This window comes from Aquimarina besae (assembly GCF_042434905.1).
Classification (GTDB): Bacteria; Bacteroidota; Bacteroidia; order Flavobacteriales; family Flavobacteriaceae; genus Aquimarina.
In genome coordinates this window covers 3,230,655-3,254,490 of sequence record NZ_CP170199.1, presented here as the reverse complement: position 1 = coordinate 3,254,490, position 23,836 = coordinate 3,230,655, and the positions used below count along the sequence as shown (strand labels likewise).

Here is a 23,836-nt window from a genome sequence, read left to right as displayed (position 1 = left end):
AGAGACTAGAACAACAACGATACATAAAATTTAAACAACAGGATCAGAAGGATCACCGAAATGATATTCAAAACCAATCCAGCTTTTACCATTTCAGAGACTTTTACGTAGCCACTGGCAAATACAATCGCATTTGGTGGTGTAGCCATGGGCAACATAAACGCACAACTAGCAGCCATCGTAACCGGGATTAGTAAATGAAGCATCGGGATATCAAGACCTAGCGCAATTCCTGCTACAACAGGAACAAAAATCGCAACCAAGGCTACATTGCTCATCAGTTCGGTCATAAAAAGCATAAAAACAATCAGTAATAACGTAATTACCAGTAAGCTTAATCCCTGATTTGCTGCAATCATATTGGCCACCAATTCTATTAAACCTGCGTGAGACAAACCGCTGGCTAAAGCCAACCCCCCACCAAACAGAATGAGTATTCCCCAGGGTAATTTTTGTGTGTCTTTCCAAATCAACGTGAATTCTCCTTTACTTAGTCGAAACGGGATTACAAACAAAGCAAAGGCCCCCATCATACTGATACCGGTATCAGATAATCTTAAGTTAGGAAAAAAATCGTTAATCGTAGTTCTAGAAATCCACAAAAATATAACTATACAAAAAATGGTAAGTACTCTGCGTTCTGTACGTTTAATTTTACCAAGTTTCTTTAACTCTCGATCAATTACATCTTTTGATGCAGCAAAGCTGGCTAGCCGATTAGGATAAATCCATTTCACAATTATAAAATAGATAATTCCGATCATCATTATAGAAAAAGGAAGCGCTAATATCATCCAATTAAGAAAAGAAATTTCTATTTGATACTCATTCTCTAAAAATCCCACCAAAACAGAGTTAGGTGGTGTTCCAATAATTGTAGCAACGCCTCCTACATTGGCAGAAAAAGCGATACCCAACATAATACTTAGGGCAAAATTTCGATCATTTTTGGTAAAACCATCCTCATCCTCTACCAACAAGTCAATGACTGATAATGCGATAGGCAACATTACCACGGTACAAGCAGTATTACTGATCCACATACTCATAAAAGCAGTTGCAATCATAAACCCGAGAATAACCCGATCCGGACTAGTTCCTGTAATCTTAATAATTGATAATGCGATGCGTTTATGAAGATTTACTTTCTCTAAAGCCAACGCCATTACAAAACCACCGAAGAATAAAAACACAATAGGACTTCCATAGCTTTGAGAAACTGTTTTTAGGTCTAAGATTCCAACAAGCGGAAATAAAATTAGTGGAATCAAAGCAGTAACAGATATGGAAACCGCTTCAGTAATCCACCAAACGATAATCCACACCGCTACCGAAATTACCTTATCGGCAATTTCAGAAACCAGTACAAAAGGTAGATTGATCAAGACCAAAAACAATAAGGGTCCGGCAATCAATCCAATCTTTTTAATCAGTGAATATCTTGTCATTTATTTTTTACTACTTCCTGTGAACTGCTGAGACTTATTCTTAAACAACACATTAAAAGTAGTTAAACTGCCATACATACGCGTAATGTATTGTTGTAGATCTACTTTATCCTGATCATCAATAACCTTCGAGCTATTAATCTTTTGTTCCATCACACGAATGCGGTCCCGTACCATCACTATCTTATGGAAAAAAGTATCGATAGGAATTTCTTTAGAAGCTAAATTTGTATCTCCTGGTTCCAGTATGATCTTTCCTCCTTTCCACTTATCCGCAATCGGAACGATTTCTGAGATATCACTATATCGCTTTAATAATTCTCTAAAGGTTCTTTCTACCTCATAAAAACTAATGGTGTCTACCTCGTCTTCTACGCCATCAATCACCTCAAAATCTTCATCTACATCAATAGTTTCTAAACCGTTTTCTATAAATGTTACCCAATACATTTTTGAAGTTACATTAGTTACCACGCCTAATCCGTGTGTCGGATGTTTAATTCTGGAGCCTATTCCTAATATCATTGATTTATGTTTTTAAGCTAAAATATAAAAGTATCCTGACTTAATTCTGCCTTGTTTCAAAAAATTATAACACCTATTTAACAATTGTAAAAGCCAGTGCCATTTTACTAACACAGTTCAAATAACTACATTTGCAATCTTGGTTAAAATTTATGGCAGGATCAGAAGAAAATATTGAAGTTTTAGGGGCACGAGTTCACAATTTAAAGAATATTGACGTTACCATACCTAGAGAAAAACTAGTGGTTATAACAGGTCTTTCTGGATCCGGTAAATCGTCCTTAGCTTTTGACACGATATATGCCGAGGGACAACGCAGGTATATTGAAACATTCTCTGCCTATGCAAGACAATTCCTAGGAAGTCTTGAACGACCTGATGTAGATAAAATTGATGGACTTTCTCCTGTTATTGCCATTGAACAAAAAACAACTAGTAAAAGTCCAAGAAGTACTGTAGGAACCATTACTGAAATATATGATTTCTTAAGACTTTTGTTTGCGCGTGGTAGTGATGCTTATAGCTACAATACTGGTGAGAAAATGGTTAGTTATAGCGATGAGCAGATCAAAGACCTTATTCTTAATGATTTTAATGGAAAAAAAATAAACATTCTTGCTCCTGTTATACGCTCTAGAAAAGGACATTATAGAGAACTTTTTGAGCAAATTGCGAAACAAGGTTTTGTAAAAGTTCGTACCGATGGTGAGATCATAGATATTACTAAAGGGATGAAACTGGATCGTTACAAAACTCACGATATCGAAATTGTGATTGATCGCCTTGCCGTTAGTAATGATAAGGATAATTCTAAACGCCTGATGGAAACGATTAATACAGCCATGTACCACGGTGATGATGTATTGATGGTGATTGAACAAGAATCTCAGGAAGCACGATTTTTTAGTAGAAATTTGATGTGTCCGTCAAGCGGAATTTCATATCCTAATCCAGAACCCAATAATTTTTCATTTAATTCACCTAAAGGAGCCTGCCCTAAATGTAACGGAATAGGAAATCTATATGAAGTAAATGTCAAAAAGATCATTCCGGATAATTCTAAATCTATTAAAAATGGTGGTTTGGTTCCGCAAGGACCACAAAAAAATAACTGGATTTTTAAGCAACTTGAATTAATCGCGCAACGTTTTGATTTTAAACTAAGTGATCCCATCATAAATATTCCTGAGGAAGCCATGGAAATTATACTTTATGGTGGAAAAGAAAAATTTAGTGTTACTAGTAAAACACTTGGAGTCACCAGAGAATATAAAATTGATTTTGAAGGAATAGCTACTTTTATTGATAATACATATACTAATAATGATTCTACATCTTTAAGAAGATGGGCAAAAGATTTTATGGACAATATAAAGTGTCCCGAATGCAATGGAACCCGATTACGCAAAGAATCACTATACTTTAAAGTTGGTGAAAAAAGTATAGCGGACCTATCTAACATGGATATTATCGAGTTGGCAGATTGGTTTCGGGCACTTCCTGATCAACTTAGTGAAAAACAAAAACAGATTTCCGGAGAAATTCTAAAAGAAATTAACGCCAGACTACAATTTTTAATTGATGTAGGACTTACGTACTTATCATTAAACAGAAGTAGCAAATCATTATCTGGCGGAGAAGCACAAAGAATCCGTTTAGCAACTCAGATAGGATCTCAATTAGTAGGTGTACTGTATATTTTAGATGAACCCAGTATTGGATTACATCAACGTGACAATGAAAAATTGATCAATTCATTGGTACAACTTAGGGATATCGGTAATTCTGTTATCGTTGTAGAACACGATAAAGATATGATTGAGCGAGCAGATCACGTAATTGATATCGGGCCAAGAGCCGGTAAACACGGTGGTGAAATTATAAGTGAAGGAACTCCGGAAGATCTAAAAGATCACGATACGTTAACGGCTGATTATCTGAGTGGTAAAAGACAAATTGAAGTCCCCACAAAGAGAAGAAAAGGAAATGGTAAAAAAATCTCGTTAACCGGAGCAACCGGAAATAATCTGAAAAACGTTTCAATCGATATTCCTTTGGGTAAAATGGTAGCAGTTACCGGAGTTTCGGGTAGTGGAAAATCTACACTTATTAATGAGACTCTCTACCCTATTCTTAATGCTTATTATTTTAATGGTGTTAAAAAACCTATGCCTTACAAAAAAATCAAAGGTTTAGAGCACGCCGATAAAGTAATTGACATTAACCAATCACCCATAGGTCGCACACCCAGGTCTAATCCTGCAACATATACTGGTGTATTTTCAGAAATTAGAAACCTATTTGCAAAAACCCCTGAAGCTATGATCCGTGGTTACAAACCAGGGCGTTTTAGCTTTAATGTAGCAGGTGGTAGATGTGAAACTTGTAAAGGTGGCGGATTACGTGTAATTGAAATGAATTTCCTGCCAGACGTTTATGTAGAATGCGAAACATGTCAGGGTAAACGTTTCAACAGAGAGACGCTTGAGATTAGATACAAAGGAAAATCTATTTCTGATGTATTAGAAATGACCATCAATGAAGCTTGTGAGTTTTTTGAACAAATCCCTAAAATATTCAGAAAATTAAAAACAATCCGAAGTGTTGGCTTGGGATATATTACCTTAGGGCAGCAATCAACCACCTTATCCGGTGGTGAGGCGCAACGTATTAAACTAGCAACAGAATTATCAAAAAGAGATACCGGAAATACCTTTTATATATTGGATGAACCCACAACTGGACTTCATTTTGAAGATATTAGAGTGTTAATGGAGGTATTAAATAAATTAGTCGACAAAGGAAACACCGTTTTAATTATAGAGCATAATCTGGATGTTGTAAAGATGGCTGATTATATTATCGACATTGGATACGAAGGCGGAAAAAACGGTGGAGAAATCGTAGCAAAAGGAACTCCTGAAGAAATTATTAAAAACAAAAAAAGCTATACTGCAAAGTTCTTAAAAAAAGAATTGGAGTACAGCAAGTAGAAATATTAGATGATGACAAGTAAGTTTCATCTTCACTTTAAAATTAAATAAATAAACAACCAATCAAAGCCGCTTTAGTAATACTCTAAAAGCTTTAAAAAAACAATATATGAGAAAAGAACAAAGACATAAGGGATGGAATGAGATAAAAACAAATGACTCATGGGCTATTTTTAAGATCATGGGTGAATTTGTTAATGGATTCGAAAAAATGAGTAAAATTGGACCTTGTGTGTCCATTTTTGGATCTGCAAGAACCAAAATTGATGATAAATACTATCAACTCGCTGTTGACGTTGCGCAAAAAATTGTAGAACACGGATATGGTGTAATCACAGGTGGTGGTCCTGGTATTATGGAAGCAGGTAATAAAGGAGCTCATTTAGGTGGTGGAACATCCGTAGGCCTCAACATTGATTTGCCTTTTGAGCAACACGACAATCCTTATATCGATAGTGACAAAAGCCTTGATTTTGATTATTTCTTTGTTCGTAAAGTGATGTTCGTAAAATATTCTCAGGGATTTGTTGTAATGCCCGGAGGATTTGGAACACTTGATGAACTTTTTGAAGCGATTACTTTAATCCAAACCAAAAAAATTGCCGTTTTCCCTATTATTTTAGTTGGTACAGAATTCTGGGGAGGACTAATCGATTGGGTTAAAAGCACGCTTTTGGATAAATTTGGTAATATTAGCGCAGGAGATATGGATTTGATTCACGTGGTAGATACACCAGAAGAAGTATTGCATATTTTAGATAAATTCTATGGAGAATACAATCTAAGCCCAAATTTTTAGAAAACATTTCGTCTCGCACAAACTCAACAAACTCAACAATGAAAAAATCATTAATAATAGTCGTCACGTTTTTTATTGCTCAAATTTGTTTTGGGCAGGCTACTATAAAAACTATGTTTTACAATGTATTGAACTACCCTACCGCTCCACCAGAAAATAGAGAAGAAATATTAGAAACAATTATCGACAATTATGAACCTGATATTTTTATGATTTGTGAATTAGAAACGGAAGATGGAGGTAATGAAATACTAAATAATTCATTAAATGATGACAACGATAATTACTCCAGTGCTCCTTTCTTAAGTAATTTCTCCAATTCTGATGTAGAATTACACCAGTTATTATATTATAACAATGAGAAGTTTACTTTAATCCAAAGTCAAAGACTAATCACTACGATTAGGGATATCAATTGGTATACATTAGAATTAATATCAGAAGATCAGATAAACAACCCGATCAGAATAGAAGTATTTGTAGCACATCTCAAAGCTAGTAGAGGATCTGATAATGAAACAAAACGTCTTAATATGGTTAAGGCATTTACTGATAATTATGCAAATTTAGACGAAAATGATTACGTAATTTTTGCAGGAGACTTTAACCTATATTCTTCTAATGAACCAGCATATCAGGAATTAATAGACGTAAGTAATAAAATTACTATGGTGGATCCTATTAACACTCCCGGTAATTGGAGCAGTGATAATACATTTACAGCTATACATACACAAAGTACACGGCTGAGTAGTGAGGGTTTTGATGATTTTGGAAGCGGCGGCGGATTGGATGATCGATTTGATTTTATCTTGGTGTCGGAGAATATGATGAATAATACCGAATTAAAATACATACCAAATACCTATAAGGCTTTTGGAAATAACGGTAATTGCTTTAATCAAAGAATAGACGATATTGATTGTACAGGTATATTTGATAGCACTTTAAGAGATGCATTGTACACTATGAGTGACCATCTGCCAGTTGTTATGGAATTACAAACGAATCAACAATTTCTTAGCACACCAGAATTTACAGAAAGTATTCGGAAGATAGAATTGATAAGTGGAACGCTAGTAGACACTCAGCTATCTTTACAAATTAATAATAACTCTACGCCTGTTGATTTCAAAATATATAATACCTTAGGGCAAGAAATGAAATCATTTTCGACAAATGGAAATAATATTATAAATATTTCGGTTTCTGAATTAAGTGCTGGCATATATTATCTTGTTCCTGTCAATACTGGTAATAACACCATTAAATTTGTGAAGAAAAATTGAGTTTTTCCAGAATATCCCATATTACTATAATGTTTTTGATGATGCAGGCAGTTACAGCCCAGCACGATATAGCGATTATTGGAGATCTGGACACTAAAAATAAAACCATAACAATACAGCAAAAAATAACGTATATTAATTCATCAAAGGATACGTTACAAGAGATTTTTTTACACGATTGGGCAAATAGCTTTAAAAGTAAAACAACACCTTTAGGCGAACGCTTTTCTGAAGATTTCTTGAGAAGGTTTTATTTTGCGAAGGACGATGAACGTGGCTCCACTACTATTGAATCCATTATAGATACTTCGAAAAGCGCACTTACCTGGATGCGATATCATCAAACTCCTGATATTATAAAAGTCGAAATGGATCGACCGTTAACACCCAATGAAAGTTTCACATTTCATTTAAACTACAGAGTAAAACTACCCAGTGAAAAATTTACTCGTTACGGATATCATCGAAATGGAGATTTTAGTCTTAAATACTGGCATATTGTGCCAGCGGTATATGATTCTAAATGGAATATTTATAGCCACAAAGATCTTGATGACCTCTATGCTCCACTAGCAGACTACACGATAAAACTAACCATACCATCAGAATATCATCTTAGTAGTGAATTTACGAAGGAAGAATTAACCGATCCCAATAGTCCAACAAAAACAGTACAATTGATTGGTAAGAATAGAAATGAAGTAAATCTATATCTAGAAAGGAATAATTCGTTCTATGATTTTCAAATGAATGGACTACAGCTTATCAGCAATATTGAAGATAACGATTTGATGCCCGAAATGAAAAGTGTGGCAACAAAACGAATTATTGAGTTTCTGGAAAATAGATTAGGTCCCTACCCTTTTGACAAAATTTTGGTTTCAGAAAATGATTACAAAAATAATCCTGTATATGGTTTAAACCAATTACCGGATATTTTAAGACCTTTTCCCGATGGATTTCAGTACGAAATCAAACAATTAAAATCTATTTCAGAAAGTTACCTAGAAAAAACTTTACTTATTAATCCTCGATATGATGCTTGGATAAAAGATGCTATACACATCTATTTGATGATGGCTTATACAGAGCAGTATTATCCTAATATGAAAATCATAGGTAATTTAAGTAAAGTCATAGGTATTCGTTGGTTTCACGCTGCAGACCTAGATTTTAATGATCAATATTTTTTAGGATATAAGAACATGGCCAGACTATTTCTGGATCAGCCACTAACAGAACCACAAGATAAACTGGTCAAGTTCAACAAAAATATTGCAAATGCTTATAAAGCAGGAATTGGTTTTAAATATTTAGAAGACTACCTGGAAGACGATAATATTCTAGCAGATGCCGTAAAGGAATATTATACCAACAACACTTTAAAACCAACTGACTCTAAAGAATTCGAAAAAATACTAAATGACCTAACTCCGAAAAATATTGACTGGTTTTTTGAAGATTTTATCCCTACTAATGAAAAATTAGACTTTAAAATTAAATCTGTAAAAAAGAAAAAAGATTCTCTAGAGGTTACTATAAAGAATAAAAGAAACAACTACATGCCGGTTTCTCTCGCAGGGTTAAGAGACGGACAATTAGTTTCTAAAACTTGGGTTACAGGAATTACAGGAAGTAAAAAAGTAAGAATTGCTAATGAAGATCTAGATAAGTTGGTATTGGACTATGATCAAAATATTCCTGAAATTAACCGAAGAAATAATCATCGAAATCTAAAAGGTATTTTTAACAAACCTATACAATTCAGGTTTTTACAAGATATAGAAGATCCAACACGTAGTCAGATATTTTACATCCCTGAGTTCGAGTTTAACGTTTATGATGGTTTGACTATTGGTTCCAAATTTTATAATAAAACATTTATAAGAAGAGATTTTGATTACAGAATCACACCTAGTTATGGGTTTCTATCAAAAAAACTAATCGGTTCTGCATTTTTTCAATATAGACATCAAATTGCAGATTATGATCTGTATCAAATCAAATATGCGTTTAGTGGCAGTATGTTTAGTTATGCACCCGATTTACTTTTTAGACGCTTCTCTCCTTCTGTTGATTTTTACTGGAGACCAGAAGATCTAAGATCTAACGAAACACAAAGACTATCTATACGAAGTGTAAATGTATTTAGAGAGCGAGATAATAACAATCCCGTAGAAACACCTGATTATAGTGTGTTTAATATAAGATATCGTTATTCTGACTTTAATTTAATAGACTTTACATCTTACCTACTTGATTATCAAATTGCTAAAAATTTTAGTAAGCTATCTACCACAATTAATTACAGAAAATTATTTTTAAATAATAGACAACTTAATCTTCGGTTTTTTGCCGGTGCTTTCTTGTATAATGATACTGAAAAAGATGGAGATTTTTTCAGTTTTGCACTTGATCGACCCACAGATTATCTTTTTGATTTTAGTTATTTAGGAAGAAGTGAAGAAACCGGTCTGGTAAGTCAACAAATAATTATTGCTGAAGGAGGATTTAAATCTCAATTAGAATTTCCTTTTGCCAATCAATGGATCACAACGCTTAATGCCAATACAAATATTTGGAATTGGATTTATGCCTATGGAGATGCAGGCTTTGTAAAGAATAAAGGAGTATCTCCCAAATTTGTATATGATGCAGGTGTAAGAGTAAGTCTGGTTGCTGATTATTTTGAACTCTTCTTTCCGGTTGTATCCAATAATGGTTTTGAAATAAATCAACCTAATTATGATGAAAAAATTAGGTTTATCATTACGCTAAGTCCGCAAACCCTGATTGGACTTTTTACAAGAGAATGGTATTAGCTTGTTACTACAAATATTTTTCTTCTGCCACTGTTACTTTTTCTGGACTATCTTCTACTAAAAATAACATAAAAATATATAAACTTAATACATGGGCAACATTAATAAATACAGTAAAAATATCACTTGGATAGAATATTTCATTGATAGGCAATAGTGATACTATAAATATGCATAGAAATGCCACTATGATGAGTTTTAAACCTTCTTTGTACATATCTTGCATGTAGATTAAATAGGCTACTAAAATATACGTGGTAGAACTAAAAAGACAAAAGACAACCTCCGGAATAGCCTCTTTCACTACTTCCATTAATAGCTGAGAGATAGAATAGATCAAATACGCAACCAATGCACTACAAACCAAAATTGGAGCAGATAAAAATGTGTTTTTCTTGATTTTTCCAATTACCAAATACTTTCTCAAAGCCAGCGTACAGAAAAAAAAGTAAAGTGCCGTTAGTATACAGATAAAGGAAAAATTTTTGATAAAATCTGTATAAATTAAAACATCACAAATGATCATTGAAACTAAACTCAGGACGTACCATATATTTATTTTTATAGCGCGTTCAAAATAGATGGCTCCGATCGAAAAAATGATCATTGGTAGTGCATAAGCCAAATAATTTCTATCAAAAAAAACAGTAATTATTATAACTACTGCAAAAGCTATATAAAATAATATATCCGTGGTTTTTAGACTTTTCAAAAATATAAGCTTACTATTATTTGGTTGGAGAACAATTTAAAAAAAATCCTCATCATACCTGTAATAATAGTAACTATTTGTTTTAATTTATGTTTTAATTTATTTCTTTTCTAAGACGACTTGCAAAAAAAAGAACGATTCAAAAAAGCGATAAAAAAACAGATCTCAACAAATTGTTACCTGAGTAAAATCTAATTAAACTTTTAGCAATCAACTCTATAGAAACAAACAATCTATAAATCTATAAGTCTATAACTTACAACAATTCAATTTTTTAATACGAAATTAGATCCTATTTAGCACAATCAAACTTGAATTTAGATAAATGTGAAAATTTTGAATATTTGTTAATCAAGTCTTAAAAAAACAGGTTTAAAAAAGAATTCCTTAATAAAAAGTCAATTTACTTGAATAATCCGTAACAACTTTAATACTTTCTCTCTTGGAAATGGTATAGATTTTAGCTAAATTTGCGCACCGTAAAATATCGTTCACATGCAGCCTGAAACAACTATTACACCTAATATTTCTTTTGAAGAGTATAAGAATCAAATACTTAGAGATTACAAAATCGCTTTAATAAGTAGAGAGTGTAGTTTGTTAGGACGAAGAGAAGTTCTTACCGGAAAGTCTAAATTCGGAATTTTTGGTGGTGGAAAAGAATTGCCTCAGTTAGCAATGGCAAGAGTTTTTAGAGATGGTGATTTTAGATCAGGATATTATCGAGATCAAACTTTTATGATGGCGATAGATCAGTACACCGTAGAACAGTTTTTTGCTGGTTTATATGCACATACAGATATCGAAAAAGAACCGTTCGCTGCAGGCCGACAAATGGGTGGTCACTTTGCAACCCACAGCCTTAATGAAGATGGTTCCTGGAAAAATTTAACGAAACAAAAAAATTCCAGTTCTGACATCTCTCCTACCGCTGGACAAATGCCAAGATTACTGGGATTAGCTCAGGCATCAAAGGTATATCGAAATGAAAAAAGTGTTGAAGGATATACTAACTTTTCTATTGATGGAAATGAAGTAGCATGGGGAACTATCGGAAATGCCAGTACTAGTGAAGGTCTTTTCTGGGAAACGGTTAATGCAGGAGGTGTTTTACAAGTACCTATGGTTATTAGTATTTGGGATGATGAGTATGGTATTTCTGTCCATGCTAAACATCAAACCACTAAAGAGAACATATCGCTCATATTAGAAGGTTTCAGACGTGACGAAAAACACGATGGATATGAAATTATTGTCGTAAACGGTTGGGATTATCCCGCGTTGGTAGAGGCTTATGAAACTGCCGAAGATTTAGCAAGAGAGCAGCATATTCCCGTTATCGTACACGTAAAAGAGCTTACCCAACCTCAAGGTCATTCTACTTCTGGTTCTCACGAAAGATATAAGAGCGAGGAACGATTGAATTGGGAACGTGAGCATGATTGCAATAAAAAATTTAAAGAGTGGATCATTGATCATAATATTGCTACTGCAGAAGAATTATTAGCGTTAGAAAAGGAATGTAAAAAAACAGTAAGACAAGGTAAAACTAGTGCTTGGAATGCTTATATATCTGAAATTAAAGCTGAAAAAGAACAGGCAATTGCAAGATTAAATGCTGTGGTGGCAAAAAGCGCTAATAAAAATTTTATTTCACCGCTTATTAAAACATTAGCCGATAAAGACGAACCCATAAGAAAGGATATCCTTGAAGCTACTAGAAAAGTGTTACGCTATATTGTAAAGGAAGATTTTCCTGAAAAAACTGAGCTTCAGAACTGGGTTAATAATTATATAGACGAAATACAGCCAAAATATAGTGATCATTTATATAATGATTTCGACAGTAATGTAACCAAAATTAAAGAAATAAAACCCGAGTATACAGAAAATGCAGAAGTTGTTGATGCCCGCTTGATACTTAGAGATAATTTTGATCAAATTTTTAGTCGAATTCCTGAAGCTCTTATTTTTGGTGAAGATAGTGGTAAGATTGGAGATGTAAACCAGGGATTAGAAGGATTACAACAAAAGTACGGAGATATACGAATCTCTGATGCTGGAATTAGAGAAGCCACCATTATTGGACAAGGAATCGGTATGGCTATGAGAGGACTAAGGCCAATAGCCGAAATACAATATCTTGATTATATTTTATATTGCATCCAAGGATTAAGTGATGATTTGGCAACCTTACGATATAGAACGTTCGCAAAACAAAAGGCACCTTTAATCGTACGAACCAGAGGACATCGATTAGAAGGAATTTGGCATTCGGGCTCTCAAATGGGAGGTTTGATACATCTTTTACGCGGTATTCACATTCTAGTACCTAGAAATATGACTAAAGCTGCTGGATTTTATAACACCTTAATGGACAGTGATGAGCCAGCGGTAGTTGTTGAATGTCTTAATGGGTATCGTCTCAAAGAAAAAATGCCAGCAAATCTTTCAGAAATAAGAACTCCGGTAGGAGTTGTGGAGACCATTAAGGAAGGAAGCGATATCACTTTGGTTTCTTATGGATCTACATTGCGATTAGTGGAACAAGCTGCAAAAGAGCTATTATCGGTTGGAATTAGTGCTGAGGTAATCGATGTACAATCTTTAATTCCTTTTGATTTAACACACGATATCGTAAAAAGTGTAGCCAAAACTAATAGAATACTCATTATTGATGAAGACGTTCCTGGTGGAGCAACAGGATATATACTGCATAAATTAATTGATGAACAAAATATTTATCAATATTTAGACAGTGAGCCGCAAACATTAAGTGCGCAACCACATCGACCAGCTTTTGGTACGGATGGGGATTATTTCAGTAAACCATCAACTGAAGATATTTTCGAGAAAGTTTATAATATTATGAATGAAGTGAACCCAAGCGAATATCCAAAACTGAGATAATTTAAAAAGGGTTTTCTATTCGAATACGTTTTCCGTCTTGATAAGAAATAACAAATATATTTCTATCAATGATACCAGACTGGAGTAAAATTTTTCTAAATTCCTGAGCCTCTGCTAGCGTTTCAAATATTCCTAAGCTCAATTTAAAATAAGAAGTGTCACTATAAAAAAGAGCATTGGTAAATTTTTCTGAAACTAAAGGAGATACTTTATCTTTTGTAAAAGACTGGATCTGAACCGAATAAACAGTATCTTTATTTATAAGGCTTCGGTATAAATAGAGATCTTTAATATTTTGAAGCTCTTTTTGACCTTTTTCCAAATCTTTTAATTGATTTTTAAGCACATCGATCTCTGATTGAAATGAAGGTAATTCTTTATTTTTTACAATAGTATTTGCATTCGTGTCATCAACCCAAAATATTGTATAGATCAGTAAAGCAATCGTAGATATCAATAAAATTGAGCAAAGTACTTTTAGCATCATCTTGGATGCTCTGTTCTTTTTAAGTTCTGCAGATCTATCATTCAAAAGATCTTCTAGTTTTCTCTGCTCCACCTCAGCTTTTTCGATTTGATAATGTAGCGATAAAAGATCTTCATTTTTAATATCTGGCATCTTACTTGGGGATTAGAGTTTAATTAGAGTTATGGCAATTTTTGCTTCGTAATTTTATACACAATTCCATCATTTATTTCTAAAATCATAATGGGATTATCCGCTATAATTTTCTGAAAGGCTTTTAATGGAAATCCTCGGGAGATTTGGTTAATATCCTGAATACGGACTTTATCGTTTAATTCCAATCTCTTAAGATTTGTATTTGCATTAGAAACATAATAGTTGTCGTACAAAAAATATAAAGTATCACCATTTTTATCTATATCATATTCGGCTTCATTATATTCTTTAGCTTTTTCTACAGCCTTTTTTCCTGTAAAATACTCAATAAAATCAGCCTCGATAAAAATCACACCGTTATTTCTAAATACCTTTTTAACATAACAATGTTGCCTTGTATATTTTGATTTATTGATCGTATCGTTGTTGATTGGAGTAGTAATATTTTCATTAACACCTGTTTCTATTAGCGAGCTATCTTTATTTGAAACTAATCCACTTTTGTAGTCCGCAATATCAGATTTAAGTTTCGTCAATTCTTTTTCTAGTGAATCATTAATTTTCTGTACTTCATTTATTTTTGACTGTGTGTTTGCTTCAAAATCCTCAGAAATTAGAGTTTTGTCTTGACTTAAATAAAACATTCCCCCTCCCATCAGGATAACAACAGCAAAAAAGAAAATCATAAAAACAAGACTGTTTCGTTTACTTTTCTTAAGTTCTTCGGATATAGAAACAAGTCGATTTTCCAACTTTTGCTGTTTCATTCCGGATTTTTCAATCCTATACTGTACTGATAATAACTCGTCCTCTTTACTTTTCATTCTAAATTACAGATTAAAAGCTACATTTAAATTATGGTATCCACTTAATGTCTTTAAAATTAGGTTTTCTTTTCTCTAAAAACGCATTTCTACCTTCTTTAGCTTCATCGGTCATATAAGCTAGTCGTGTAGCTTCTCCTGCAAAAACCTGTTGTCCCACCATCCCGTCATCTGTAAGGTTCATAGCAAACTTCAACATCTTTATAGAGGTTGGTGATTTTTCCAATATTTCTTGTGCCCATTGATACGCGGTTTCTTCTAGCTCATCGTGAGGAATGACTGCATTGACCATCCCCATTTCATAGGCATCTTGTGCAGAGTAATTTCTTCCTAAAAAGAAAATCTCGCGTGCTTTTTTCTGTCCAACCATCTTGGCCAGATATGCAGATCCGTACCCTCCGTCAAAACTGGTAACATCAGCATCTGTTTGTTTAAAAATCGCGTGTTCTTTACTTGCTAATGTTAAATCACACACTACGTGCAAGCTATGTCCACCTCCAACAGCCCAACCAGGTACCACAGCAATAACAACTTTTGGCATAAATCTAATCAGTCTCTGTACTTCCAGAATATTCAACCTATGCATTCCATCTTGCCCTACATATCCCTGATGACCTCTTGCTTTCTGATCTCCACCACTACAAAAACTATAGACACCATCTTTGGTAGATGGACCTTCTGCAGACAATAACACCACTCCTATTGAAGTGTCTTCCTGAGCATCATAAAAAGCATCATACAATTCGCTGGTTGTATGTGGCCTAAAGGCGTTACGTACATCAGGTCGATTAAATGCAATCCTTGCTACACCATTTGATTTTTTGTAGGTTATATCTTGATATTCTTTAGCAGTTTTCCAGTTTATTGAACTCATTATATATTTTATTTATGCTTTCAAAAATAATACAATATATCGTATTCATCTATACTGTAGACCCCGTTAAATTTGTTTAAAAAATAGAATGCTACAGATTTTGATTAAATTAACACAAGTTCTGCACGATTTTTGATACTTTTAATCGGAAATAATAAAGGAAAACTTATGCGAATTTTCTTTGGAATATTTTTGAGCTGTTTTAGTTTTATGACTTTTGCTCAAGAGAAACCCTCTTTGATTGTAGAATGGGAATCTCTGAACGCTCAGTTATCTGAGAATTATACTAAATATACAATTGAACATCAAGATATTACTCCTTCTCTTTCCTACATAAGGTCTAGAATAGCTACAGGTAATTATCATCTTATGGAAATAGACCTAACAGTAGATCTTAGAAGGCAACGTATCAAAGATGACAGGCCTATGCTTTTGCTTCCGGAAAATAAGTTTGTAAAATCTGATTACTACGTCGCAATTCCTACCATCGAGAAAAGAGACGCAAGTATTACTATTACAGGAAATGGTGGTTATAATAACAGTAATCCTAACAACGGAGGCGTTAAAAACACCGTATATGAAGATGCAAGCACCAGAACAGGAATATACTGTCCGGTCACTGGGCTCCCACTAACTACTAGTCGAAGACCAAATTAAAATAAATGAATTAATGTAATCAAAAATCAGTCTACCAGACGAATTCCGTCTTTTTCTATAACTATCTTTTTTGCTTTATACAAAGAACCAATCGCTTTTTTAAAGCTCTTTTTACTTAACTGAAAAACATCTTTGATGTCGTTAGGATCTGATTTATCGTTGAGATCAATAAATCCACCATTTGATTTTAATTCGTCCAATATTTGTTGAGCATTGGGTTCTATAGCTCGATATCCGTGTCTTTGTAATGTAAGATCTATTTTACCATCAGCTCGAACTTTCTTTACAAAACCTTTAAGCTGATCTCCAGTATTTATTTTCTGAAAAATTTCATCTTCATATACCAGTCCCAAATGTTTTTGATTTACAATCATATTCCAACCATATGGCGATGGATGTGAAGCAATAAGATCTACTTCATCAAAAGGTGATAATAACACTAAAGAATTGTCTAAAAAAGCATTCGTTTTACTTGAACCAACTAGTCTATTAGTCTCTTCATCCAAATACACATAAATGAGATACCAACTTCCTACTCGCATTTTTGAAGCTTGTTCTTTAAAAGGAACGAAAAGCTCTTTCTCCAGTCCCCAATCTACAAAAGCTCCAATATCTGAAACTGTTGTGCATTTTAAATAAGCAAACGAATTTACGGTTGCGTAGGGTTCTAAGGTAGTTGCTACAACACGTTCTTCGTGGTCTAGATAAACAAAAACCTTTAGCTCGTCTCTTATCATAAACTGTTCAGGCACATATTTATTAGGCAATAACACTTCATTTCCATCATCATCACTCAGGTAAACTCCCTGATCACGTTCTCTTACTATTTCCAGCTTATTATAGGTGCCAAGTTTCAACATACTTTATATTTTGCGCAAATATAATTCTTTAATTCTCCTTTTATTAAATTTAAGTAAAAATCTCCGGAGCAAGCTCACGGAGCATCCAAAAGATTTCTCGTTTTCAAACTGTTTACGTTTTACAGGCTAGGCAAGCCTTGGGGTATTAATCCTCCTAGAATAAAAAAGGTGTTCTTTAAAGAACACCTATCAATTTTATATTATCTTTTATTTTATTTATAAACAGACTCTTTTTTAAAGTGTTTAGCTAAAAGGTAATAAACCACTGCTCTATACTTATTTCTGTTAGATTTACCATATGCTTCCATTACAGAAGCAATAGCCTCGTCTAATTTTGGTCCATCAGAAAGACCTAATTTTTTGATCAAGAAATTTTTCTTTACTGTTTCTAATTCTGCAGCATCGCTACCAGACACCGTAGCAGCATCTTTATTATAAATTGATGGCCCACAACCAATAGTAACTTTAGTTAAAAAATCCATATCTGGTGTCTGACCAATTTTATCTTTAATATCAGCAGCATACTTAGTAATTAATTCGTCTCTTTTACTCATAAGATGATAATGTTTTAGGTTTTAGTTAATTTATTATGTTATCTCAAATATAACTTATTTATTAATGAATAATTCATTTATAAATTATATTATATCCCGTTTTTTAGATAAAACACGCAAAATAATCGATTAAAACACTATCGTTTTTTGTTCTTGGCGTAAAAACTTCTAATAACTGAGGCGAATCATTATTTTCATAAAGCTTTTTAAGCTCATTCAATAATGTACTCTCCTCTTCTGCTTTTACATATGTAATATGAAACATTTTACAAAGCTGTTCTGCAGTTAGATGATGTTTTGTTTCGAAAAATTTACTAAAATTTTCACTTTCTGATTTACCGGGTAAGATTCTAAAAATCCCTCCTCCTCCATTATTAATTAAAATAATCTTAAAATTTGGCGGGATCGCATCGTTCCATAATCCATTACTATCGTAAAAGAAGCTAAGATCACCTGTAATCAAAGTAGTTGGTAATCCAGATCCTACCGCTGCTCCAATGGCTGTAGATGTACTGCCGTCTATTCCGCTTGTCCCTCTGTTGCAAAATACCTTGAACGTAGGATTTAACGAGAATAACTGAGCATATCTCACGGTCGAGCTATTGCTTAACTGAACCATCTGATCGTTTGGAATTAAATTAAAAACAGACTCGAATACTTTTAAATCTGAAAAAGCTACATTTTTCAAGAATTCAGCATGGTTTATTCTCCTCTGGTCTCTAACCGTTGTCCAATTAGATTTATAATTCGTTTGTACAATATTGGTATCCGGTAAAAAATCTGAAAAAAATGAATTCGGATTCATTTTTATATGCTCTGTTAAACAGAAATAAGTATCATAAGCTTTCTTTTCATCTACATGCCAATGAACTTTGGGCTGATATTTTCTTAAAAAAGCTTTAATCCGTTTAGATACAACCATCCCACCAAAAGTTAATAAAACCTCTGGCTGCAAGGCTTTAAACTCTTTTTGATTTAATGGTGTAATCAACTGGTCGATGCAATTAAAGTGTGTAGTATGATGAATATTAGAAGTAGTTTCTGTTAGCACCAGAACCGAAGGATCATTAGCAAAGTGATTAATCCATCTTTGCTCAACGAGCCCTGGTGGATTGACACCAATTAAAATTATTTTACGTTCTGCATTATTCCACTCTTTGAGCATACCAGATCTAAGAGTTTCAGAAATTTTATATTCTACTCGCTCTACAGGTATATTTCTAGGAATAAAAGTCGGTTTCTCTATAGCATCATAAAGTGGTTCGTAAAAAGGAACATTAATATGAACCGGACCATTTTTTTCTAAAGCAATATTTAACGCCAGATTAATTTCTCTTTCGTTATGTTTTTGAGCCTCGTGTTGTTTCTGCTTGATTTTTATGTCATCAATCTCAGTCTCGGCTACTATTTCAGAATAAAGATTTGCAGAATAAAGAATATGATTCTCAAATACATTTTTCTGCCGTATTGTCTGGCCATCACCAATATCAATTCGTTCTATTGGTCGGTCGGCACTTAGCACCACTAATGGAATATCACTATAAAAAGCTTCAGAAATTGCAGGGTAATAGTTCAGTAATGCACTACCCGAAGTACATACTAATGCAACTGGCTTTTGAATTTGCTGAGCGATTCCCAATGCAAAAAAAGCTGCGCATCGTTCATCAACAATACTGTAGCATTGCATATTAGGGTTCTCAGTAAACCCAATAGTCAAAGGTGCATTTCTGGATCCGGGTGAAATGATAATATGATGAATTCCTTTTGCTTCGCATAGAGCAACAATTGCTTGGGACAAAGGAATTTTGGAATATAAACGTTTTCTCATTCGAGGTGCTAAATTACGATATCGCAATAATTAAAGCCAACCTTTTTAAAGTATTTTAAGACAAAACCATTTTCATGGTTTCAGTCTTTCTAACTGTTTCCTCCCATTCTTTTTCAGGAACTGAATCTTTAGTGATTCCACCTCCAACATAAATCACAGCCTTATCATCAAACAGTTCCATACAACGAAGATTTACAAAGAGGTTAGATTCTTTTTCTCCATTTTTACTTATGTTTAGTTCACCCAAAAAGCCTGTATAAAACTTTCGATCGTATAATTCATTCTTTATAATAAAAGATTTGGCTTCTTCTTTTGGTAAACCACATACCGCCGGTGTAGGATGTAATGTTTTTATGATATCTTCTATATTAGAATTATTAGGTATCAATGTACCTTTAATATCTGTCCTTAAATGTAATAATGTTCCCGCTTTATGGGTGTAGGTTCCAGATTTTTCAAGAGAATCTACTTTAGAAGAAAGCTTATTGATCACATAATCTGTTACCATAGCTTGTTCTTCTATCTCTTTAGCACCCCATTTCACTTCTAAAGAATCAACATACGGCTGAGTTCCTGCCAGAGACATTGTAAAAAACTGATCCCCTTTTATGGTTACCAAAGTTTCCGGGGTTGCTCCTAGCCAAATGCCAAATGCAGGATGATACCAGCAATATACAAAGGCATTAGGATAACTATCAACTAACTTCGTAAAAACCTCTAAAGGAGCCATGTCAGAAAAATGTATTTCTTCTTTTCTGGATAATACTACTTTTTTGAAAGAATTTTGAGTAATGGCTTCAATTCCTTTGCTAACAAGCTTCAAATGAGCTTCTTTCTCATTATCATCAATATCAATGGATATAGATTGTTTGTTATGCTGAACTTCAAATTCAGTTTCTGAAATAACCGATCTATAATATTCACTGTTTTCGGCTGATATTAGAATTGTATCGTCTCTGTTATCAAATGGTGCAAAAACAAAGCCTGTGGTGTCATAAGAATCTATCTTGTATAATTCATTATTATTTTGAAGAAAACTATGAAGTTCTTTTTCTCCAGATTTCCGATATATTACAAATGGTAATTCTAGATCCCATTGAGATTGGATCTTCATATATAAAAATGAAATATCCATATTATCTGGATTTTGCCAAAGCAATAGTCGTTAGTTTTACTATAGAGATCAGATTATCATCTTCATTACGTATTTTGATATCCCAAAGCTGTGTGGTTCTTCCTCTATGTACAATCTCAGCTCTTGCATATACATATCCGTCTCTAACACTTTTTACGTGATTCGCTGAAATCTCTAAACCTCTAATATAAAATTCTTTGGTATCTAAAAATATATGAGAAGCCGCACTACCCACACTCTCTGCCAATGCTACCATAGCACCACCGTGAAGAACACCATCAGGTTGATGCACTCTGGAAGTTACCGGCATCTTTGCAACTAAATAATCCTCTCCAACATCACAAAAAGAAATATCCAATGTTTCCATCAACGTATTCTCGCACATGATAGCGCATTGTTTCAATATCTCCTCTTTATTAAGCTTCATATGTTTTAAATTTTAAGTAAAAATAAGCAATGGCATTAAATAATTCTAACTATCTTTGAATATAATTTTAACGAACGTTCAATAAAATGCCAAAAACAAAAACATCCAAAGAAGAAGTCCTAAGCAAAGTAATTCCGGTATTAAGAGAACGTGGTGTTTCTAAAAGTAGCATGAGCGAGTTGGCAAAAGCTTGTGAAATTGAAAAATCTCATTTTTACTATTACTTTAATAATAAAGAAGAGTTGATTAAAGAAGTATTAGCAACTGTTAATAGTTATTTTAAGCATAATTTGTTTAAGGTAATTGAAGACAAAAGCCTGACTACCGAACAAAAGCTTAAAAAAGTACATGGCCTTATCGATAAAATGTTTAGAAATGCCAATAGCGGTTGCATTATGGCCAATACTGCCTTAGAAACCGCACACCTTGATCCTATTTATAAAGACGAAATCAAATTCTTTTTTGAAGATTTTATAGCTGGGTTACAGATTCTACTAGAGCCTAATTATTCTAAAGAAGAATCTTTGGTATTGGCAGAACAGATGGTTCAGGATCTGGAGGGTGGAATCCTATTGATGCGTATCTACAACGATCATAAATATATAAACAATGCTGTTTCCAGAATGGAAAAGATAATTTTGAAATCACAATCATGAAATCTTATTTTATAAAATCTAATGATGGATATCCTATTTCGGTGCACGAATTTGTTCCAAAATCATCGAATCATAAAACAATCGTCTTTGCTCCGGCAGTAGCTGTTCCACAAAAATTTTACTTCAATTTAGCTATATATCTAGCAGAAAAAGGGTGTAATGTATTTACTTTTGATTATCGAAGTATTGGCAAATCAACTTCTCAGAACATTCAATCTCTAAAAGAATATGGTTTCTTTTCCTGGGCAATGGACTTCAGAGCCGTATCTAAATTCGTTAAAGAAAAATTCCCAAATAACACCCAATATATGATCGGTCATAGTTATGGCGGAAACAGTGTTGGGTTTAGTGACGCCTACCAATATTATGATAAGTATCTTACCATTGGATCTCAGTTTGGGTTTTACAAACATTTTACACCAAGAATGCGTGCTTTGATATATCTAAATTTCAAAATACTGGTTCCGGTTACTACTTCTATTTTAGGGTATTATCCCTCTGGCTGGTTTGGGTTAGGAAAACCATTAACAACCAAAGCTGCAAAAGACTGGGCTACCTTTCTCTTACATCCAGATTCTATGCTGCACTTTACCAAAGGAAATACTGCAACGTATTACCAGAACATAAAATCATCTATGTTGTTGGTAAGTATTGAAGATGACCTTTTTGCTCCCAAAAAATCCGTAGACATCTTAGGAGATCGCGTGTATAGCAATGCACAAACCATTCGAAAGCACCTAAAACCATCTGATTATAATCTTAAAACTATTGGCCATTTTGATTTTTTTAGGAAGAAAAATCAGGATATCTTGTGGCCATTAATAGATGAATGGTTCCAACTATAAAACCCCACTGATTATGCAAAAAGAGGTTGTATATCAATCCACAAACACCTATGATACTCTGAATGAGCTTACTGAAGAAACGAAAACCGTTTGGTTAGTCTTTCACGGAATTGGCTATCTAAGCCGATATTTTATTAGGTTATTCCAAAGTTTGGATCCTTCAGAAAACTATATTATCGCACCACAAGCTCCTTCAAAGTACTATAAGAATAATGATTATAAGAAAGTAGGATCTAGCTGGCTTACCAAAGAAAACACACAAACTGAGACTAAAAATGTTCTGAATTATGTGGATGCTGTAATAGAAGCCGAAAATCTTCCTTCTACTATCAATTTTGTTGTTTTGGGGTACTCACAAGGCGTGAGTATCGCCAGTAGATGGATTGCCAGCAGAAACATACAACCTGATGGTTTTGTGATGATCTCGGGAGGTTTCCCGAAAGAACTCGCAAAAGAGGATTTTACATTTTTGACAGATAAGACCAAAGTAACTCATATTTTGGGAGAAAAAGATCCTTATTTCGAAATAGATAAAGTAAACGCAGAAAAAGTAAGAGTTAAAGAAATTTTACCACAAATAGAATTTAGAACACATCCTGGCGGTCACGAATTGGATATCACTACCTTAAAAAATATTATTTAGTATCGGATTCTTTTAATTTTTCAACTCTTCTACCATTTTCCTACTTTGCACCGTGTCATAAATAATAGTCAATTTTTGAATTTTGTTTTCAGAAGTTAATTCTAAAATATCCACTACCTTTAATTTCACCTTTTTCTTATTTTTTAGTGTCCAGTTGTAATCAAAAAGCAAAGAAATCCGATTTGTGTTTTTTTCATAGAACAAATCATCAAAGTTTAATCGAGAAGAAGCGGTATCTTCAGATAGTTTTCTATAAAATTCCGTAGCTGGCAGGGCACCATAAAGAGGAGAAATTACAACTCCATTATCGGTAAACAGGCCAATCACTTTATCCATCTCTCCTTTTTCTAAGAAAGAAAGATATTTTTTAGCTACTTCTTCTTTAGTCATTTCAATTGTTTTCGGAAATATAT

General features: G+C 33.5%; 21 protein-coding genes. 9 read left to right on the top strand and 12 right to left on the bottom strand.

Annotated elements, in window-relative coordinates:
- Positions 1-5: 5 nt before the first annotated feature.
- The gene (locus tag ACE94K_RS14245; protein ID WP_378173497.1) at positions 6-1,448 is read right to left on the bottom strand and encodes an SLC13 family permease; all 1,443 of its coding nucleotides are present in this window, start codon (positions 1,446-1,448) and stop codon (positions 6-8) included.
- On the bottom strand, positions 1,449-1,973 hold the full coding sequence (locus tag ACE94K_RS14240; protein ID WP_378173494.1) for a hypothetical protein: 525 nt from the start codon (positions 1,971-1,973) through the stop codon (positions 1,449-1,451).
- Positions 1,974-2,125: 152 nt separating this feature from the next.
- Between ACE94K_RS14240 and uvrA the strand changes: the two genes are divergently transcribed.
- The 4 genes from uvrA to ACE94K_RS14220 all read left to right on the top strand — a co-directional run bounded on the left by uvrA (position 2,126) and on the right by ACE94K_RS14220 (position 9,876).
- A complete protein-coding gene (gene uvrA / locus ACE94K_RS14235; RefSeq protein ID WP_378173491.1) occupies positions 2,126-4,966 on the top strand; it encodes an excinuclease ABC subunit UvrA in 2,841 nt (946 codons plus the stop codon).
- A 109-nt stretch (positions 4,967-5,075) separates the two neighbouring features.
- Positions 5,076-5,765, top strand: coding sequence for a TIGR00730 family Rossman fold protein (locus tag ACE94K_RS14230; RefSeq protein WP_378173488.1), 690 nt, complete (start codon positions 5,076-5,078; stop codon positions 5,763-5,765).
- A 38-nt stretch (positions 5,766-5,803) separates the two neighbouring features.
- Positions 5,804-7,054: a T9SS type A sorting domain-containing protein gene (locus ACE94K_RS14225; RefSeq protein WP_378173485.1), complete on the top strand. Its 1,251-nt coding sequence runs from the start codon at positions 5,804-5,806 to the stop codon at positions 7,052-7,054.
- A gap of 38 nt (positions 7,055-7,092) precedes the next feature.
- Entirely contained in the window at positions 7,093-9,876 is a 2,784-nt protein-coding gene (locus ACE94K_RS14220; RefSeq protein ID WP_378173483.1) for a metalloprotease, read from the top strand.
- Positions 9,877-9,883: 7 nt separating this feature from the next.
- Here ACE94K_RS14220 and ACE94K_RS14215 read toward each other — a convergent pair whose 3' ends face one another.
- Positions 9,884-10,588, bottom strand: a complete 705-nt coding sequence (locus ACE94K_RS14215; RefSeq protein ID WP_378173480.1) for a hypothetical protein — start codon at positions 10,586-10,588, stop codon at positions 9,884-9,886.
- 495 nt (positions 10,589-11,083) lie between these two features.
- Here ACE94K_RS14215 and ACE94K_RS14210 point away from each other — a divergent pair, with 495 nt between their 5' ends.
- Positions 11,084-13,498 carry a thiamine pyrophosphate-dependent enzyme gene (locus tag ACE94K_RS14210; protein ID WP_378173478.1) on the top strand — a complete coding sequence of 805 codons (2,415 nt, stop codon included), beginning with the start codon at positions 11,084-11,086 and terminating at the stop codon, positions 13,496-13,498.
- Between the two features lies 1 nt (position 13,499).
- Here the strand turns inward: ACE94K_RS14210 and ACE94K_RS14205 are convergent, their stop codons facing one another.
- The 3 genes from ACE94K_RS14205 to ACE94K_RS14195 are packed head-to-tail and all read right to left on the bottom strand — an operon-like array spanning position 13,500 to position 15,818.
- The gene (locus ACE94K_RS14205; protein ID WP_378173475.1) at positions 13,500-14,117 is read right to left on the bottom strand and encodes a hypothetical protein; all 618 of its coding nucleotides are present in this window, start codon (positions 14,115-14,117) and stop codon (positions 13,500-13,502) included.
- Between the two features lie 29 nt (positions 14,118-14,146).
- Entirely contained in the window at positions 14,147-14,944 is a 798-nt protein-coding gene (locus ACE94K_RS14200) for a hypothetical protein (protein ID WP_378173473.1), read from the bottom strand.
- 31 nt (positions 14,945-14,975) lie between these two features.
- Entirely contained in the window at positions 14,976-15,818 is an 843-nt protein-coding gene (locus ACE94K_RS14195; protein WP_378173470.1) for a 1,4-dihydroxy-2-naphthoyl-CoA synthase, read from the bottom strand.
- Positions 15,819-15,986: 168 nt separating this feature from the next.
- On the opposite strand from ACE94K_RS14195, the gene ACE94K_RS14190 reads away from it, so the two are divergent.
- Positions 15,987-16,475 carry a hypothetical protein gene (locus ACE94K_RS14190; RefSeq protein ID WP_378173467.1) on the top strand — a complete coding sequence of 163 codons (489 nt, stop codon included), beginning with the start codon at positions 15,987-15,989 and terminating at the stop codon, positions 16,473-16,475.
- Positions 16,476-16,501: 26 nt separating this feature from the next.
- Here ACE94K_RS14190 and ACE94K_RS14185 read toward each other — a convergent pair whose 3' ends face one another.
- The 5 genes from ACE94K_RS14185 to ACE94K_RS14165 form a co-directional block, all read right to left on the bottom strand.
- Positions 16,502-17,335: a S1 RNA-binding domain-containing protein gene (locus ACE94K_RS14185; protein ID WP_378173465.1), complete on the bottom strand. Its 834-nt coding sequence runs from the start codon at positions 17,333-17,335 to the stop codon at positions 16,502-16,504.
- 212 nt (positions 17,336-17,547) lie between these two features.
- Positions 17,548-17,889: a DUF2853 family protein gene (locus tag ACE94K_RS14180; RefSeq protein ID WP_378173462.1), complete on the bottom strand. Its 342-nt coding sequence runs from the start codon at positions 17,887-17,889 to the stop codon at positions 17,548-17,550.
- Positions 17,890-17,992: 103 nt separating this feature from the next.
- The gene (gene menD / locus ACE94K_RS14175; protein ID WP_378173459.1) at positions 17,993-19,717 is read right to left on the bottom strand and encodes a 2-succinyl-5-enolpyruvyl-6-hydroxy-3-cyclohexene-1-carboxylic-acid synthase; all 1,725 of its coding nucleotides are present in this window, start codon (positions 19,715-19,717) and stop codon (positions 17,993-17,995) included.
- A gap of 55 nt (positions 19,718-19,772) precedes the next feature.
- Positions 19,773-20,852: an isochorismate synthase gene (locus ACE94K_RS14170; RefSeq protein ID WP_378173457.1), complete on the bottom strand. Its 1,080-nt coding sequence runs from the start codon at positions 20,850-20,852 to the stop codon at positions 19,773-19,775.
- 1 nt (position 20,853) lies between these two features.
- A complete protein-coding gene (locus ACE94K_RS14165) occupies positions 20,854-21,279 on the bottom strand; it encodes a PaaI family thioesterase (protein ID WP_378173454.1) in 426 nt (141 codons plus the stop codon).
- Between the two features lie 86 nt (positions 21,280-21,365).
- On the opposite strand from ACE94K_RS14165, the gene ACE94K_RS14160 reads away from it, so the two are divergent.
- From ACE94K_RS14160 to ACE94K_RS14150, 3 genes are read left to right on the top strand one after another with little or no spacing between them, the layout of a single operon-like run.
- Positions 21,366-21,935, top strand: a complete 570-nt coding sequence (locus tag ACE94K_RS14160; protein ID WP_378173452.1) for a TetR/AcrR family transcriptional regulator — start codon at positions 21,366-21,368, stop codon at positions 21,933-21,935.
- The gene (locus ACE94K_RS14155; protein ID WP_378173449.1) at positions 21,932-22,780 is read left to right on the top strand and encodes an alpha/beta fold hydrolase; all 849 of its coding nucleotides are present in this window, start codon (positions 21,932-21,934) and stop codon (positions 22,778-22,780) included. The genes ACE94K_RS14160 and ACE94K_RS14155 overlap by 4 nt, the downstream gene beginning before the upstream one ends.
- A 13-nt stretch (positions 22,781-22,793) precedes the next feature.
- Positions 22,794-23,423 carry an alpha/beta hydrolase gene (locus ACE94K_RS14150; protein WP_378173446.1) on the top strand — a complete coding sequence of 210 codons (630 nt, stop codon included), beginning with the start codon at positions 22,794-22,796 and terminating at the stop codon, positions 23,421-23,423.
- A 12-nt stretch (positions 23,424-23,435) separates the two neighbouring features.
- On the opposite strand, the gene ACE94K_RS14145 is transcribed toward ACE94K_RS14150, so the two are convergent.
- Positions 23,436-23,813, bottom strand: a complete 378-nt coding sequence (locus ACE94K_RS14145) for a nuclear transport factor 2 family protein (protein ID WP_378173444.1) — start codon at positions 23,811-23,813, stop codon at positions 23,436-23,438.
- Positions 23,814-23,836: the final 23 nt, after the last annotated feature.